At 66.7% G+C, this 14,737-nt stretch carries 13 protein-coding genes and 1 tRNA gene; 8 read left to right on the top strand and 6 right to left on the bottom strand.

Annotation, left to right across the window (positions count from 1 at the left end):
* Nucleotides 1-8: 8 nt before the first annotated feature.
* Nucleotides 9-674, bottom strand: a complete 666-nt coding sequence (locus P0D62_RS15890; protein WP_275703523.1) for an MSMEG_4193 family putative phosphomutase — start codon at nucleotides 672-674, stop codon at nucleotides 9-11.
* Between the two features lie 64 nt (nucleotides 675-738).
* Between P0D62_RS15890 and P0D62_RS15885 the strand changes: the two genes are divergently transcribed.
* The 5 genes from P0D62_RS15885 (at nucleotide 739) to P0D62_RS15865 (ending at nucleotide 4,556) form a co-directional block, all read left to right on the top strand.
* A complete protein-coding gene (locus P0D62_RS15885) occupies nucleotides 739-1,581 on the top strand; it encodes an undecaprenyl-diphosphate phosphatase (protein ID WP_275703522.1) in 843 nt (280 codons plus the stop codon).
* Between the two features lie 9 nt (nucleotides 1,582-1,590).
* Entirely contained in the window at nucleotides 1,591-2,571 is a 981-nt protein-coding gene (locus P0D62_RS15880) for an aldo/keto reductase (protein WP_275703521.1), read from the top strand.
* Nucleotides 2,572-2,645: 74 nt separating this feature from the next.
* Nucleotides 2,646-2,730, top strand: a tRNA-Leu gene (locus P0D62_RS15875).
* Between the two features lie 492 nt (nucleotides 2,731-3,222).
* Nucleotides 3,223-3,780, top strand: a complete 558-nt coding sequence (locus P0D62_RS15870; RefSeq protein WP_275703520.1) for a type IV toxin-antitoxin system AbiEi family antitoxin domain-containing protein — start codon at nucleotides 3,223-3,225, stop codon at nucleotides 3,778-3,780.
* Nucleotides 3,777-4,556 (top strand): nucleotidyl transferase AbiEii/AbiGii toxin family protein, encoded by a 780-nt coding sequence (locus P0D62_RS15865; protein ID WP_275703519.1) that lies wholly within the window; start codon nucleotides 3,777-3,779, stop codon nucleotides 4,554-4,556. Before P0D62_RS15870 ends, P0D62_RS15865 begins: the two co-directional genes overlap by 4 nt.
* A 37-nt stretch (nucleotides 4,557-4,593) precedes the next feature.
* Here the strand turns inward: P0D62_RS15865 and P0D62_RS15860 are convergent, their stop codons facing one another.
* A complete protein-coding gene (locus tag P0D62_RS15860; protein WP_275703518.1) occupies nucleotides 4,594-5,022 on the bottom strand; it encodes a deaminase in 429 nt (142 codons plus the stop codon).
* A gap of 66 nt (nucleotides 5,023-5,088) precedes the next feature.
* On the opposite strand from P0D62_RS15860, the gene P0D62_RS15855 reads away from it, so the two are divergent.
* A complete protein-coding gene (locus P0D62_RS15855) occupies nucleotides 5,089-5,808 on the top strand; it encodes an FMN-binding negative transcriptional regulator (protein ID WP_275703517.1) in 720 nt (239 codons plus the stop codon).
* Nucleotides 5,809-6,210: 402 nt separating this feature from the next.
* On the opposite strand, the gene P0D62_RS15850 is transcribed toward P0D62_RS15855, so the two are convergent.
* The 4 genes from P0D62_RS15850 to P0D62_RS15835 all read right to left on the bottom strand — a co-directional run bounded on the left by P0D62_RS15850 (nucleotide 6,211) and on the right by P0D62_RS15835 (nucleotide 10,753).
* Nucleotides 6,211-6,501, bottom strand: a complete 291-nt coding sequence (locus P0D62_RS15850; RefSeq protein WP_275703516.1) for an antibiotic biosynthesis monooxygenase family protein — start codon at nucleotides 6,499-6,501, stop codon at nucleotides 6,211-6,213.
* A gap of 277 nt (nucleotides 6,502-6,778) precedes the next feature.
* Nucleotides 6,779-9,388 (bottom strand): multicopper oxidase domain-containing protein, encoded by a 2,610-nt coding sequence (locus tag P0D62_RS15845; RefSeq protein WP_275703515.1) that lies wholly within the window; start codon nucleotides 9,386-9,388, stop codon nucleotides 6,779-6,781.
* Nucleotides 9,385-10,389 carry a hypothetical protein gene (locus P0D62_RS15840; protein WP_275703514.1) on the bottom strand — a complete coding sequence of 335 codons (1,005 nt, stop codon included), beginning with the start codon at nucleotides 10,387-10,389 and terminating at the stop codon, nucleotides 9,385-9,387. Before P0D62_RS15840 ends, P0D62_RS15845 begins: the two co-directional genes overlap by 4 nt.
* A gap of 70 nt (nucleotides 10,390-10,459) precedes the next feature.
* A complete protein-coding gene (locus tag P0D62_RS15835) occupies nucleotides 10,460-10,753 on the bottom strand; it encodes a DUF2249 domain-containing protein (RefSeq protein WP_275703545.1) in 294 nt (97 codons plus the stop codon).
* Between the two features lie 90 nt (nucleotides 10,754-10,843).
* Between P0D62_RS15835 and P0D62_RS15830 the strand changes: the two genes are divergently transcribed.
* A complete protein-coding gene (locus tag P0D62_RS15830; protein WP_275703513.1) occupies nucleotides 10,844-11,239 on the top strand; it encodes a hypothetical protein in 396 nt (131 codons plus the stop codon).
* 123 nt (nucleotides 11,240-11,362) lie between these two features.
* Nucleotides 11,363-14,734, top strand: coding sequence for a hypothetical protein (locus P0D62_RS15825; protein WP_275703512.1), 3,372 nt, complete (start codon nucleotides 11,363-11,365; stop codon nucleotides 14,732-14,734).
* Nucleotides 14,735-14,737 lie beyond the last annotated feature (3 nt).

Here is a 14,737-nt window from a genome sequence, read left to right as displayed (position 1 = left end):
CCGCCAGCCTAGCCCTGGTCGGGCGCCGGCAGGTCGCCGCCGCCGAGGGTCGGTCGGTGGAGGGCGGCGAGCATGCCAGCGAGGTCGGAGCCTCCGTTGATCAGCTGGACGACGGGGCGTTCGGGGTTGGAGTAATCGATCAGGCTCACGCTCGCTGGACCGACGTCGATGCGTTGGAAGAGGTCGAAGTCGAGACCGAGCGCATCGGCGAGGACGGCCTTGATCGGATCGCCGTGGCTGACGACGGCCACCACCTCACCCGCCTCGTGGCGCGCAGCGATGGCACGCACGGCCTGCGTCACTCGGTCGCGCATCTCGAGCATCGACTCGCCGCCGGGAAAGCGCACGGCACCGGGATGGCTCTGGACGCGTTCCCAGAGCGGCTCGCAGGCCAGATCCGCGAGTGAGCGCCCGCTCCACTCGCCGTAGTCGCACTCCGACAGCCCGGCCACCACCTCTGCCTGCGCCAGGCCGGCGAGCTCGGCGGTCTCTCGGCAGCGCTCGATCGGCGACGTGTACGCCGCGGCGAGGCTGACCCGCGCGAGCACATCGCGCAGCCGGAGCGCCTGCTCGCGCCCTCGGTCGTCCAGCGCGACCCCTGGCATACGACCGGCGAGCACCCCGTCTGCGTTCGCCGTCGACCGGCAGTGGCGGATCAACAAGACCTTGGTCATGTGCCCAACCGTAGTCGGGCCGCGTACAGTGGCCCGCGACGCTCAACGGAAGGGGCACTCGTTCATGGGCTGGATCGAAGCCATCGTCTTGGGGATCGTGCAGGGACTCACGGAGTTCCTACCTGTGTCCTCCAGCGCGCACGTCTCCATCACCGGGCAGTTGTTCTTCGAGGGACGCGACCCAGGCGCCGCCTTCACCGCGGTGACCCAGCTGGGGACCGAGACCGCCGTGCTGGTGTACTTCTGGAAGGACATCACCCGGATCATCAAGAAGTGGTGCCTCGCTCTGGTCGGCAAGCAGGAACGCGACGATCCGGACGTGCGCATGGGTTGGTTGGTGATCCTGGGCTCTGTCCCCATCGTCGTGCTGGGGCTGCTCTTCCAGGACGCCATCGACACATCCCTGCGCAACCTGTGGGTGACCGTCGCGATGCTGGCCGGCGTCGCCGTCGTGCTGGCCATCGCGGACTGGGTCGGCCGCAACAACACCAAGGATCTCACCAAGATCACCTGGGGGCACGGCCTGCTGCTCGGCCTGTTCCAAGCGGCGGCCCTGATCCCGGGCGTCTCTCGGTCCGGCGCCACCATCTCCGGTGGTCTTCTCCTGGGCTACAACCGCGAGGCCGCCGCCCGTTATGCCTTCCTGCTCGCGATTCCGGCCGTGTTCGGCTCCGGCCTCTACAAGCTGAAGGACATCGGCGGCGAGGCCACCGCCTGGGGCCCGACGATCGTCGCCACCGTGCTCGCCTTCGTGATCGGCTATGCCGTCATCGCATGGTTGCTGCGCTACATCTCCACCCACACCTTCCGGATCTTCGTGATCTACCGTCTGGTTCTGGCGGCCGTGGTCGCGGGCTTGCTCCTCACGGGAGTGCTCGCGCCCGTCAGCGGAGCTGTGGGCCACTAGTCTCGACTCATGCAGCTTCGACCGCTAGGACACTCCGGCCTTCAGGTCTCCCCCCTCGGCCTCGGCTCGATGTCGTGGGGCCGCGACGTCGAATGGTCGGTGGTCAGGCAGTTGATCACCGGCTTCCTTGAGGCCGGCGGCAACCTGATCGACACCGCGCCGGCCTATGGTGGCGGCGTCGCCGAGCAGATGATCGGCAAGATGCTGGCCACCGGAGTCCCCCGCGACGAGATGGTCATCGCCACCAAGGCAGGGTTCGTGGTGCGCGACGGCCACCGCGTGATCGACACCTCGCGTGCAGCCATGCTCAGCGATCTCGAACAATCGCTTCATCGGCTCAAGACCGACCACGTCGACCTCTGGCAGGTGCACGCGTGGGGTGACGCCCCCCTCGAGGAGACGCTGGCAGCGATGGACTCCGCCGTGTCCCGGGGGCTCGCGCGCTACGTCGGGGTGTCGAACTTCGTCGGCTGGCAGACGGCCACCGCCGCCACCTGGCAGGCCGCGCTTCCCAGCCGGGCGCGTCTGGTCAGCACTCAGGTGGAGTACTCGCTGCTGGCTCGCCGGGCGGAGGTCGAGGTGGTCTCGGCCGCCCGCTACCACGAGCTGGGGCTGCTGGCCTGGTCCGGCCTCGGGCGCGGAGTGCTCACCGGGAAGTACCGGGGAGGGAAAGTGCCCCGCGACTCGCGAGCCGCGTCGAATCACTTCGGCTGGTTCATCGAGCCCTACCTGCAGTCGCGGTCGGCAGCCATCGTCGACGCGGTGGCCCACGCCGCTCAGGGGCTCGGTATGACGCCGGCCCAGGTTGCGCTGCTCTGGGTGCGCGACGCCCCGCAGGTGGCCTCTGCGCTCATCGGACCCCGCACCGTCGACCAGCTCGACGAGTTGCTGGAGACCACCCACAAGACCCTGCTGGCGCCCATCGCGTCGGCGCTGGACGACGTCTCAGGTGGCGCGAACGCGCTGCGCCCCACGCCCCAGGGCGCGTAGCCAGACTCGATTATGCGTGTTCCCGGAATCCTTGCTAGAGTTCCTTGTCGCTCCCCCAAGTGGGAAGCTCACCCGTCCGGGTGGCGGAATAGGTAGACGCGCTAGCTTGAGGTGCTAGTGCCCGTTAAGGGCGTGGAGGTTCAAGTCCTCTCTCGGACACCGACGGAAACCCCGTCTGACAAGGCAAAGTGTCAGACGGGGTTTCTTCTTTGCTACGAGAGCACCCACGATTCACACTCGTCCCCTTGCCAGTGCTTGTCGCAGCGTTCGGCGACAGTGACTCACCCCCACCTCTCGCAAGCGACAACACCCCCGGAGGGGGACTACATCCAGGCACGTCGCTCCGGATTGACCTTCTCTGGACTCAGTTTGATATTGCAGAACGTCACGCTTTCTGTGACGATTGTCAATATGACCCTTCCCCACGTCCGAGCGCCAGAGCTCGCTAACTGGGCACTAGCCCGCGGGCGCGGCGCTCTCACCACTACTGAGATCGCACAGTTGCTACGCGTCGACGAAGACCAAGTGCGTCGACGCCTACATGCCCCTGCTCGACGCGGCGAATGGGTTCAACCAACCCGAGGCCTTTGGGTTCCTGTGCCGCCGGAATACCACGCATGGGGTGCACCGCCCGGCATTGAAGTGGTGGACATGATCATGCGTCATCGAGACATCAACTACTACGTCGGCTGGATCAGTGCAGCTGCGCTCCACGGCGCGGCACACCAGGCCCCCCAGGTCTTCCAGGTTGCTGTGGATCGCCAGGTCCGGGATCGCGTCGTAGGACGCACGAGATTCGTGTTTGCGCAACGGGACGTCGCACGGATTCCCACGGTTCACCACCCCACACGCGACGGCTCTGCCCGCATCTCCACCGTCGAGGCCACCATGCTCGACGTAGCCGATGACCTCATGCGGGCAGCAGGTATCGACAACGCCGCCACGATCATCATCGAGCTGTCGGAGCATGCATCCTTCCGTGTGGAGGAACTCGCACGCCTCGCGGCCCTCTTTCCCGCCGCGGCCGGCCGACGCGTCGGGTGGCTGCTCTCGCGGTTCACCGAAAGGGCGGACCTCGCTCCGCTCCGAGCTGTCGTCCGCGATGTTGCATCCTCACCTTCACGACTTGATCCCTACTCGAATGTCAGAGGCGCCCTAGATGATGAATGGATGCTCACCATAAACCGAGAAGTGGAACCCGACGTATGATTCCGATCAACGCCGTCACCGCCTGGGGCGCGGACCATCCATGGCCGACTCCGGAGCAAGTCGAGCAGGATCTCCTGCTGTCACAGGCAATCTGCGCGATCGCCGAGGACGACTACCTGCGCGATGAACTTATCTTTCGTGGCGGAACCGCCCTGCATAAGCTCCATCTTGGGCGACCATATCGATACAGCGAGGATCTCGACTACGTCCGCAGCTCCGCTTCGGGCATCGCTCCGCTGACTCAGGCGCTGTCAAAGCTCGGCACCGATCTCGGTTACACCGTGCGAACTCGCGTCAGCCAGCACCCGAAAGTCTATTGGCGCACTACTGCCGCATCGGGTGTCTCACTTCGACTCAAAATTGAGGTAAACACCCACGAACGTTCTCCTGCCCTTCCGGTCGTCTTCCTCCCCCATCGCATCGATTCCCCTTGGTGGGCAGGCGAAGCGACCATCCAGACATTCCAGCTGCCAGAACTCATGGCGACGAAGATCCGTGCGCTCTACCAACGCTCCAAAGGTCGCGATCTCTTCGATCTTTGGTTAGCACTTGAACACCTCCGACTGGATGGATCGACGGTGCTCGCTGCGTTCGAGCCTTATCGGCCCGAGGGGCTGACGGCGAGCAAAGCCCGCGAGAATCTCGCCAAGAAGCTTAAGGATCCCGTCTTCTGTTCAGATCTCAATCCACTGGTGACAACCTGGCCGGAGAACTATGAGCTCCACGCAGCCGCTGCCCGCGTCGTCAAGGAGATACTCGATCTCCTTGACGGCTGAGTCGACGCCTGCGCACCACAGGAGGCCAAAAATCAGATCAGGGCGCGGCGACCACCGTGAGGCCCGCGTCGCGAAGGATGGCCGCACCCGAGGGCAGACCGGCGTCGCGTCGCGCGGTCTCGGTGTACTCGCGCTCATAGACCACGCGGGTCACGCGGCGGGAGTTGACGATGAGGCGCGCGCAGGTGGCGCAGGGCTCGTGGGTGACGAACATGGTGTGCCCTTCACCGTTCCAGTTGGCGGCCAGAAGCGCATTGACCTCCGCATGGATGAAGCCGCTGTGCCCCTGGTCCATGCTCTCGCGCTCGTTGGGCTCGCCGGCGGCACGACCGTTGTAGCCGACGCCCACCACGCGGTTCCAGCGATCCAACAGACACGCCCCCACCTGCACCTTCGCGTCGGCGCTGCGCGACGCCCACAGCCGGGCCGTGGCCAGGCCGAGTTGGTCGAACGTTGGTCTCGTCATGCCCCGAATCCTAACGGGGTAGGACCTCGACAGAAGGGCGGGATCGCTCCTGTCTATTGTGGAGCCGTGACCACTGACCCCCGCAGCTACGTGTACTGCCCATCCAGCCAGCTCACGACCGACGAGGCCGAGTGTCGGGCGCTGCTGGCCGATGTCGGGGCCGCGCTGTGGATCACGGGTGACGGGGTGCCGTCCGCGACGCTGCTGCCCACTGCCTGGGAGGGCAATCACCTGCTGGCCCACGCGTCGGCGCACAACGAGCAGTTCCCGCTCTCCGACGAGGCGGTGCCGTGCCGCGTCGTGGTGCAGGGATCGGACGCCTACATCAGTCCCCGTTGGTATCCCAGCGTGCAATCCGCTGAACACGGCGGCAAGGCCAGGGGCCGCGCGGAAGGCCGAGCGGTAGGCACCTGGAACTACCGTCAGGTGCAGTTCGCAGGCTGGCTGCGCGTCCATCGCGATGCCGCTCGGCTACGCGACGAGGTGCTGGGTCAGGCGGAACACTTCGACGCCCAGCGCCTCCACGACGGGGCCTCCGATGCCGCCCGCGGTCCTTGGTCGGCCGCCGAGGCGCCACAAGGCTTCCTCGAGGCCATGCTGGAGGGCATCGTCGGGCTCGACCTGGAGATCGCCGAGGTGGTCGGCCGCTTCAAGCTGTCCCAGAACCGCACCGAGGTCGACCGCCAGGGCGTCGTCTCGGGGCTGCGGGAGCGCGGTCGCACCCGCGACCTGGAGGTGGCCGACGCCACCGCCGACGCGACGCCCCTGTACTCCACGCCGCGCTGAGGGGCCTCGCGTCGCAGGACAGGCCCGTTGTGGCCCGGGCCTCGACAGATGGACTCGCGGATCACGCGCTTTGACGTGCCGCCTCGACAATCAAGACCAGCACGAAGCCTCACTACCGCTCTTTGAGGTGCGGAGACTCCGGGCAAGGGCGCTCCCATTCACGGTCTTTGAGGTGCGGAGCGCAGCGGAGCCTCGAAAAGACCCAGCGCGAGAATTCACTGGGGGCCGGTGACGGTGGTTGTGCTGTTAGGGGTTCTTGCGGGGGCGCTTTTCGAGGCTCGGCCGCGAGCGGCCTCGCACCTCAAAGAGCGTGGGGATCTGCAGTCTCGGCATTGCCGGCCTTACCCCCTGCTGCCGGCCTGGTTCACTCTGCCTGAGCGCATCCTGAGATAGGACGGCGAGCTACAGCTCGACGACCTCGAACTCCAGCAGCTGAGCGCCAGTCGCCACCGGCTTGCGGCCAGGAGCATGCGCCTCCCTGGAGCCGCCATCCCGCCAGGCGGCGAAGGACTCCTCCGAGTCCCAGGTGGTCACGACGAAGTAGCGAGTCTCCCCTGCCACCGGGCGCAGCAGCTGGAACCCCTGGAAACCCGGCGAAGAGTCCACGGCGTGCTTGCGCGCGGCGAAGCGGGCCTCCAGCTCTGGGCCAGCGCCCTCCGGCACCTCGATGGCATTGATCTTGACGACGGACATCGTTCTCCTCAGGCTCGGTTTCGAGACGAGCCTAGCCGGTGGCCTATGGTCGGGTTCGGCTCTTCGGCTATCGGCTGGCTCTTTTCGAGGCTCGTTCCTCGCACCTCAAAGAGCGTGGATGTCGGCTCTTTTCGAGCTCCCAAGGGCCGGCCGTCCCGGCGTGGGGCAGACAACCGGGGTTTTTCGTAACAGGCTCGTACCTCCCACTTCAATGAGCGTGGATGTCGGCTCTTCTCGAGCAGACATCGTCGCACTCGAAGAGCGTGGGCAGAGAGCGTTAGTCGGTGACGCGTACGATGCCGTGGGCGCCGCGCTCCGCGTCGACCATCGAGTGCGAGACCACGGAGTAGTGGCCCGCCTCTGGGAAGGTCAGCTCGACGAAGCCGCCCTGAGCGGCCTCCAAGCCCATCGCCTGAGCACCGCCGTTCTCGGTGCCGAAGGCGTCGCGGCCGTCCTTGAGCAGGTAGCTGCCCTCCAGATACATCGTGTCGAACTGGCCTCCGACGATGTGGAACGAACTCGCCCGGTTAGGGCCCGCATCGAGCACCCAGAACCGGGCGCGCTCCCCCGTCTTCACCTCGAAGGGCCGCTGGTCGTATTGGTTGGCCACCCCGTTGAAGACGACGAAGTCGGGCTTCTCCGCGCTCACCGCGTCGACGTTCACCTCGGCGGCCTCGTCCGCGCTGCCCGCGGCACCGTCGAGGTAGACCTCCGACTGCACCAGGACATAGCTGTGATCCACCTCGGGCAGACCCTCCGGCTCGATGATCACCGCGCCGTGCATGCCCGCCGCGATGTGCGCGCTCATCGGGGCGGTCGAGCAGTGATACATCCAGACGCCGGCACGCTCCGCGGTGAAGCGATACGTGAGCGACTCCCCCGGGGCGATGGTGCGCATCGGCTCGTCGGGGGCGAGCGCGCCCGCGTGGAAGTCGATGGAGTGCCCCATCGTGCCGTCGTTGACCAGCGTGATCACGAACACATCGCCCACCCGGCCATGCAGCGTCGGGCCGACGGAGCTGCCGTTGAACGTCCAGCGTTTCTGCCAGACGCCCGGCGCCACCTCGAGCGGCACCTCGGTGACGGTCATGGTGAGCTCATGCACGGTCTCGTCGGTCAGCGGGGCCAACACGGGATCGACGACGCCATCGATGCGCGCGTCGGGATCCGCCATCACCCGGGGACGAGTCTCATGCCCCTGATGCCCACCGTCACCGCTGGGTGCGGGCGCATCGCCGACGACGATCTGCAGCGTCATGCCCATCTGCCGATGACCCGTGACGGTGCACCAGCCCTCGGTGGACTCGGAGATGACGCCCAGGTCGAGTTCGACGCGCTCTCCGACCCCGAGGCGCGGGCTGCGCACGCCGGCCACCATCAGATCGTGGAAGTTGGTGGGATCCTCGTTGACCAGGTCGATGATCAGCCGATCACCGGGATTCACCTCAATCACGCTGGGCTCGAAAGCCATATCCAGCGCCTTCACCTCGACGCGCACCACCTCACCGGTGGGCTCGATCGCCGCCTGGGACTGCTGCGGCTGTCCCACCCCTGCTGCGGCGGGATCAATGCCTACGCCGGCGGCGACTGCGACGGACAACGCGGCCACCGCGGCCAGCACCTGCCCCGCCGTCCAGATGCTGCGGGGCTCCTCGAAGGGCCGGGTCTCACCCCCGTCGGCGAGTCGGCGCCGCTCGGCGATCGTGTGCCGGATGGCCTGGAACATGAGCGGAATGAAGCTCACCATGGCCCCCAGCACGAGCACGGAGACCACCACCTTCACCCAGCTGGGCGTCGCGAGAAGGAAGACGACGATGCCGCCGTTGATCACCACCAGCCTGAAGCCGGCGCCCTTGTCGAACCATGAGTTACCGATCCGCACCACCGACGGACCGCCGCCGAGCACCGACGGGATCAGGTAGCTGAGCGCGCCGGTCAGGATCTGAGCCCCGAAACCCGCGGCGAATACCCCTGCCAGCAAAGGGTAGGAGGTGGCCAGCTGCAAGTCGTCGGTGGTGAGCAGCAGAGAGCCCAGCCACACGATCGCGACGGCGAACCAGACCACGGCGGCGCCGATCGCTCCCCCGGCGTAGGAGCGCGGCGGCTTCGTGCGGGCCGGCCCGATCAGGGCGCGCGCCCACCAGAGCAGGCCGATGAAGTAGAAGGCCAACCCGCCGACGGCCAGCGGACGCATGCCCAGCAGGGATCCGGTCACCAGGATCGCCAAACCGATCAGCAGGATCGGCAGGGCGTCCTGGGCCAGCTTGTCGGCGCGCGGATCCATCTTGGTGCGCAGCACGGTGGGCCAGAAGGTGACCAAGGTGCCGGCGACGGTGAGGCCGAACCAGCCGAGCAGGTTGGTCATCGAATGCGCCACCAGCAGCCGGGCGTGCCATTCGTCGGACAAGCCCCAGGCCAGCGCGACGCCGAAACCGACGCCGATCGGCAACGACAGCGCGGCGACGATGTAGTAGCGGATCGAGACCCGGAACCGCCCCGGGAGCGCCTTCCTCAGTGCGCTCCACAGCTCCGCTCCGTGCCACACCACGGCGACGGTCACCACGACGGCGCCCACCAGTGTCACCCACCACCAGGTGGTGGGCACACCGATGAACACCAGGAGCGCGCCGACCGAAACCAGCCACAGCCGCAGCGTGTGCCGACTCTCGGCGGCCTCGTCGAGGCGCACCTTCAGCAAGGCCTGCGAGAAGTGCCGGCTCCACACCATCACGGCGTGGGTCAGCGCGCCGAGGAGGATCAAGTGCACCATCAGCCAGGTGGCCTCGGGAACCCAGCGATGGCAGACGGCCACCACGGCGGCACCCAGGAGCCACACGACGACCGGATAGTCGCGCATCGGGTTGCGGCGACGGGTCGCACGCATCATCGCCGCACCGCTGTCGTCACGATCACCAGCACCATCGCCACCATCGACAACACGCCGCCGGCGCCGCCCACCTGCCAGAGCCAGATCGCGCCGGTGAGGTCGCCGAGCACCCTCAACAGCATGGCCGAATGCAGCATCACCAGCGGCACCCAGAACGACGGCCGATAGGGCAGCGGGCGCCCGAGCACTGTCGGGAAGATGATGGGCGCGTGCGCCATGATCATGGAGACTCCGAATCCTAGGAACACGCCGTGGATCACGACATCGTAGGCGCCCTGATCGACGGGCGATCCGACGGCGAGCCAGGTGAGGCCGGCCAGCGCCAGCCAGGTGTAGCCGAGCAGCAACGCGACCCCGTTGTACCGGCGAAGACCGGTGGTGCGCACCATGCGACGGGCGACGTCGTCGTGCAGCAGCCAGAGCGCCGTGGCCAGCACGAAGGCACCGAACAGACGCGAGCCCGCATCGGGCCACAACAACGTCGACGCGGCGCCGACCGTCAATCCCACGGCCAGCCTGAGCAGGACCGGAGTCGCCCGAGACCCCATCGCGAGCTGCGCCAGCTCTGCGCGCTCCGACGCGATGGTCAGGATCAGGAAACAGGCGAGCCAGGGCACGAGCACCGCGATCTCGACCCGAAGGAGAAGGGTGGCGGCGATCGCCGCAGCAGCAGCGGACAGCACCTGAACCGCAACCAGCGGCAGCGGGGCCCGCATCCACAACGCGGTGTAGACCGCCACCAGCATCAATGCGCCTTGAAGCAGCAGCAACTGGCCGAACACCACCGGAAGCCCGATCACGAGGCTGACGCCGCCGGCCCCCAACAAGGCGGGGGCGAGGTAGGCCCACGGCTTGCGCAGCGCCTGCGCCCGCTCGAGCGCGATCACGGTGCCCATGAACCCCAGCACCATCACCATGCCGTGGACGGCCCCCATCCGCGGCTCCTGGACAGGGGCCCGCACGCCGAGCAGCACGAGCGCCGCGTTCAATCCGCCGAGCATCGACAAACCGCCCAGGGCGAGCAAGCCCACCCTGGGCGACGTGCGAGGCGCAGTGCGTCCGGTCAACACCTCAGGCGCGCGTCAGCTTGAGCCGCCAGGCCTCGGGTCCACGCTCCAGATACTCGACGGCCAGCCCGTCCTCGCCGTAGCGGTCCTTGAACTGGGCGAGCAGCGGGAGCGGGTCGTGGGGGGCGATGAGCACCAACGCGGCTCCAGAGGCCAGTGAATCGACTGCGCCGAAGATCGATGCATGGCGGATGGCATGCGGGATCGCGCGGGCATCCAGCTCCGGCAGGTCTTCGTTGCTGCATCCGCAGCCGCACGTCGGGCGTTCCACAACAGGTAGTTCTTCCATGCCCAGCACTTTAGTCACGAAGAAATTGGATTAACTCTCGGGGTCGGTTATCGCGGTTCTCCCCTCCCAGCGATCCCTCGCGCTGGCAGAATCTGCTGCATGGGATTCTTCAGCAAGCTGTTCGGCAAAGGCGACGATGCAGACGACACGACGGAGGAGTCGACTCCCCGTCCTATCAACCTCCAGATCAGACGCGAGCAGCTCGTCGAGCTCAGCGCTGCCCTCGGCGCTCTTCGCGAGGCGATGCTGGAGGACGGCAACCCTGTGAACAACCCTGGGTGGATGGGCAGAGTCAAGGACTTCGCCGGGGCGCGCGTCGACGTCGCCAGCCTCACCAAGAGGGACTTCACTCACGACGACCTGAACGAGGTGCTGTGCAGCATCCGACCGTTGTACCGCGGCGCCGCGCCCGAGCACTACCAGCACCTCACCGAGCAGAACAGTCGGGTTCAGCGAGCCATCGAGGCGCTCTACGCCCCTGCCGACGGAGAATAAGACGCTCGAGCGTCGCCATGGACGAAACAAGCGCTAGGCACGCATAGTCTACGCAGACGCACTCGGCTGTTCATCTGCTGGGCCCCCTCTTACGGGTTTGGGCAAGTACGACAGAGTGTAGGTATGGCGAAACTAGAAGACACAGCCGCGATCAACCTACGACTGGGCCTGCTGGGCATCACCCCGCCCACGCCGACCGCCCAGGACGAGATGGCCGCAGCGCTCGTGCGCCCGGTACTGACCCGTCAACGGGAGTTGAACCGACGGCTTTCCTATCGCCTGCCTGCGGTGGACGGACGCATCCAGGCCTTCATCGATGCCTATCTCGAAGGCACCGATGCCTCCCCTCAATTGCCCAACCGCACACTCGTGCTCGATCAAGCCGGCCTGGCACGGAACATGTCCCTGCCCAAGGACGGCGACTACGTGGCCTCCGAACATCTGACCAGCTATCGGCTGGTCAACGGCGTGCTGCACAACCCCACCAACGACCGGCGCACCACCAAGGGTGTCTTCCACATCGCGGAAGGCGGTTTGCCGATCCAGGATGACAAGATCGCTGTGCCCCGAGAGGTCTTCGGCCGCGTGCTCGAGGCGGCCATGACCCCGCCCGAGGACACGATGGTGCTCCCCTACGGCGCCAACTTCGAGGATCCGCCCCGCTGCTGGGTTTCTCTGCAGCTGCGACCCATCGTCGTGCCTGCGGTGCCCGGGTACACCCAGGAACGCAGCATGGAGGTGCGCTTCTTCGCGCCCGCGTCGCTGATCGCCAACCTCGACTTCGTGGAGGGCATCTTCGGCAATGGCGGCGACCCGTACCTGCCCGAGAACGATGCAACGCTCGATCCCGAGCACTGGACCGGTACCAGCGGCGCCGTGATCCTCGCACCGCACCTGACGAAGCTGCGAAAGAAGGATCTGGGCCTGCCCCACTACGACGAGGCCACTGAGCGTCAGCGTCGCGACGGCCAGTGCTGGAGCGACGAAGACGAGCTGTATAACAACGGCACCGCGTTCAAGCTCTGCGCCCGCGACGAGCGCGGCGTGATCGTCACCGTGATCGCGGACAACTACTTCGGCTACTGCAAGAAGGAGGTCAAGGCCCAGATCAGCTACTCGGCCAACCTGCTCGGCCTGGTCGAGGAAGAGCATGCGGGCGGCGCCATCTGCCTGCCGCGCTACAACCAGGGCCAGACCTACGTCGCCCCCGACCTGCCCGGCTACCAGATCGAGGACGTCGTCGCGCGCGATCCTGAGCGCTTCGTCATGCAGCCCGAGGGCCACGCGCTCGACGCCGAGCTGGACAACATCGTGCTGGTTCCGGCCGCAGCGAGGTTCTCGCTGCGCAACAGCACCATCACGTGGGGCGACAGCAGCATCCGGCTGCGCGCCGACCGGCGCTACCTCACCCCCGACGGCAACGTCGTCGAGCTCCTGCATCAGGACGTCGACGGTTCTCAGTGGAGCATCGTCAGCTTCGTGCCGACCCCCACTCAGTGCCACAAGCCGGCCACTGTCTCCGGTGGCGGCAAATCGGAGATCTCGAAGGCGATCACCGACGCGTTCATCCACGGCGATGCCTACACCCCGAACTTCGTGGAAGATATGGAGCGCGTGGCCGAGATCATCAGCCGCGACTACAGCGACCGCTACATCGATCGGTCGAAGCAGAGCGAGTTCCCACGGCCGCTGCTGTCGGATCAGCGCAGCGTGGGCTCCGTGATCAAACTGCTCACGCCGTCGATCGACTACACCGACGAGTACAACGCCTGGGTGGAGCAGATCCCCAACCACATCAAGGAGCTCGTGTACGTCGTCAAGCGGTTCTACCGTCCCGCGTGGGGCGACGACTGGGCCAGCCACTTCTCCGTCGGCCGGATCAACGGCCGCGGCGGCAACTCGCTGCGCTTGGACGGTCAGAAGATCAAAGTCAACATGTTGCGGGTGGGCTATGCCGCCGATGGATCCTGGCGCTTGTTCGGGCTCCGGCACGACTTCCAGCCCTCCGAGAAGGTTCAGACCGAAGACGACATCACGGCGAGCATCGTGGTTCCGGCGGCGTTCAACGGCCGCGACGACGGCCTCTCGCGCAAGTACGTGACGAACTGCGAGTCGCTGCTGTTCCAGCGTCCCGACGACGCCATCCACCGGGGCTACGACAAGCAGGCCGAAGCAGACATCGCGTCGCCCGGCACCTTCCTGAGCAACTTCGAGCCGCTCACCCGTGAGGACGCCCGGGACTTCGTCGAGGACGCCGTCGCATTCAGTTCGTTCTCGGAGCCCATGCGTGACCTGATCTCGCGTGTGGCCTCCAGCGACGCCGACCAGGCAGACTACTTCGTCTCCTCCGCGCACCCGCGCATCGTGAACGGCGCGCGGTCGAAGAACCCGCGCTACCTCCAGGTGCGGCCCGACATCTCCAAGCCGAAGGCAACCGCAGCCGTGGAGCTGGCGCTTCGGGTGCAGCGCAAGCTGCCGATGTCGGCTCCGCTGCGCTTGAGCGTCGACGTGGTCGCTGCCGGACGCCGCAACAACGGTCCGGAGGACTCCGTGCCCGCGCTCTGCGCGTACGCCCCTCTGCACTACATGGAACTGCCGGAGCTGTTCATGGAGTTCATCTCCTCCATGACCGGCAAGTCGCCGTCCACCACCGGTGCGGGATCCGAGGGCGCGATGACGAAGGGCCCCTTCAACCCGCTCCCCTCGGTGATCGACCTGAACGCCGCGCTGCTCAGCTTCGTGCTGACCGGCTACGACGGCTGGCTCTCGAGCGCGGGCACGGTGGGGCCGAATGTGCGCGTCGATCACGACATCTCGCTGCTGGTGCCGGAGGTGTTCTCCCGGATGTCCCCGGAGGAGCGCGACGCTCAGCGCCTGATCGAGGAGGGCTCCCTGGAACCGGTGCCCGACTTCGACCATGAGGGTCGCGTGATCCAGGGCAGCCGACTGGGCTACCGGATGACCGAGAAGTTCATGACCAAGTATTTCGGCCGCATCTTCATGCACCCGCATGTGGTGTTCTCCGAGAACATGCTGCGTCCTGAGCTTCAGGATCTGGGCATCTATGTGGCGTCGATCGACACGATCGTGAAGACCCACCAGCGCGTGGCCCAGACCTACTTCGACGACGGCACCATCGCGCTGGCCATCCCGCCGGTGAGGTCGCTGCTGTCGATCATGGCCTTCGGCGCCGACGGTGGGCTCACTCTGGACTCCCCCGAGTTCCGTGCCATGTTCACCCGCGAGTCGGTGCTGGCATCGTCCTGGTACGCGGAGCGGGTGCGGGCGGCGCGCGAGGAGGAACTGCGTCAGGCGCGAAACTCCGTCGCTGCCATGGAGCACTTCATCTCCGAGCCGAGGAATGCCGAGGCCGCGGAGCGACTGGGCATCGCCCGGAAGCTGGAGTGGGCGCGAAGCGTGCTGAGCGAGGATCCGCAGAAGGCGCACGAGCGCCTGCTCGGAACGCTCGGCCGCCAGACCGTCTGGCAGTCCTGACTC

This window comes from Tessaracoccus caeni (assembly GCF_029211185.1).
GTDB classification, from domain to species: Bacteria; Actinomycetota; Actinomycetes; order Propionibacteriales; family Propionibacteriaceae; genus Arachnia; species Arachnia caeni.
The sequence above is the reverse complement of the archived record's forward strand: the minus strand, read 5'-3'. Positions and strand labels throughout refer to the sequence as shown.

Bases quoted from the DNA above. Each gene is read 5' to 3' on its own strand.
- P0D62_RS15890 (WP_275703523.1), bottom strand. From the start codon at position 674: ATGACCAAGGTCTTGTTGATCCGCCACTGCCGGTCGACGGCGAACGCA.
- P0D62_RS15885 (WP_275703522.1), top strand. From the start codon at position 739: ATGGGCTGGATCGAAGCCATCGTCTTGGGGATCGTGCAGGGACTCACG.
- P0D62_RS15880 (WP_275703521.1), top strand. From the start codon at position 1,591: ATGCAGCTTCGACCGCTAGGACACTCCGGCCTTCAGGTCTCCCCCCTC.
- P0D62_RS15870 (WP_275703520.1), top strand. From the start codon at position 3,223: ATGATCATGCGTCATCGAGACATCAACTACTACGTCGGCTGGATCAGT.
- P0D62_RS15865 (WP_275703519.1), top strand. From the start codon at position 3,777: ATGATTCCGATCAACGCCGTCACCGCCTGGGGCGCGGACCATCCATGG.
- P0D62_RS15860 (WP_275703518.1), bottom strand. From the start codon at position 5,022: ATGACGAGACCAACGTTCGACCAACTCGGCCTGGCCACGGCCCGGCTG.
- P0D62_RS15850 (WP_275703516.1), bottom strand. From the start codon at position 6,501: ATGTCCGTCGTCAAGATCAATGCCATCGAGGTGCCGGAGGGCGCTGGC.
- P0D62_RS15845 (WP_275703515.1), bottom strand. From the start codon at position 9,388: ATGATGCGTGCGACCCGTCGCCGCAACCCGATGCGCGACTATCCGGTC.
- P0D62_RS15840 (WP_275703514.1), bottom strand. From the start codon at position 10,389: ATGCTCGGCGGATTGAACGCGGCGCTCGTGCTGCTCGGCGTGCGGGCC.
- P0D62_RS15830 (WP_275703513.1), top strand. From the start codon at position 10,844: ATGGGATTCTTCAGCAAGCTGTTCGGCAAAGGCGACGATGCAGACGAC.
- P0D62_RS15825 (WP_275703512.1), top strand. From the start codon at position 11,363: ATGGCGAAACTAGAAGACACAGCCGCGATCAACCTACGACTGGGCCTG.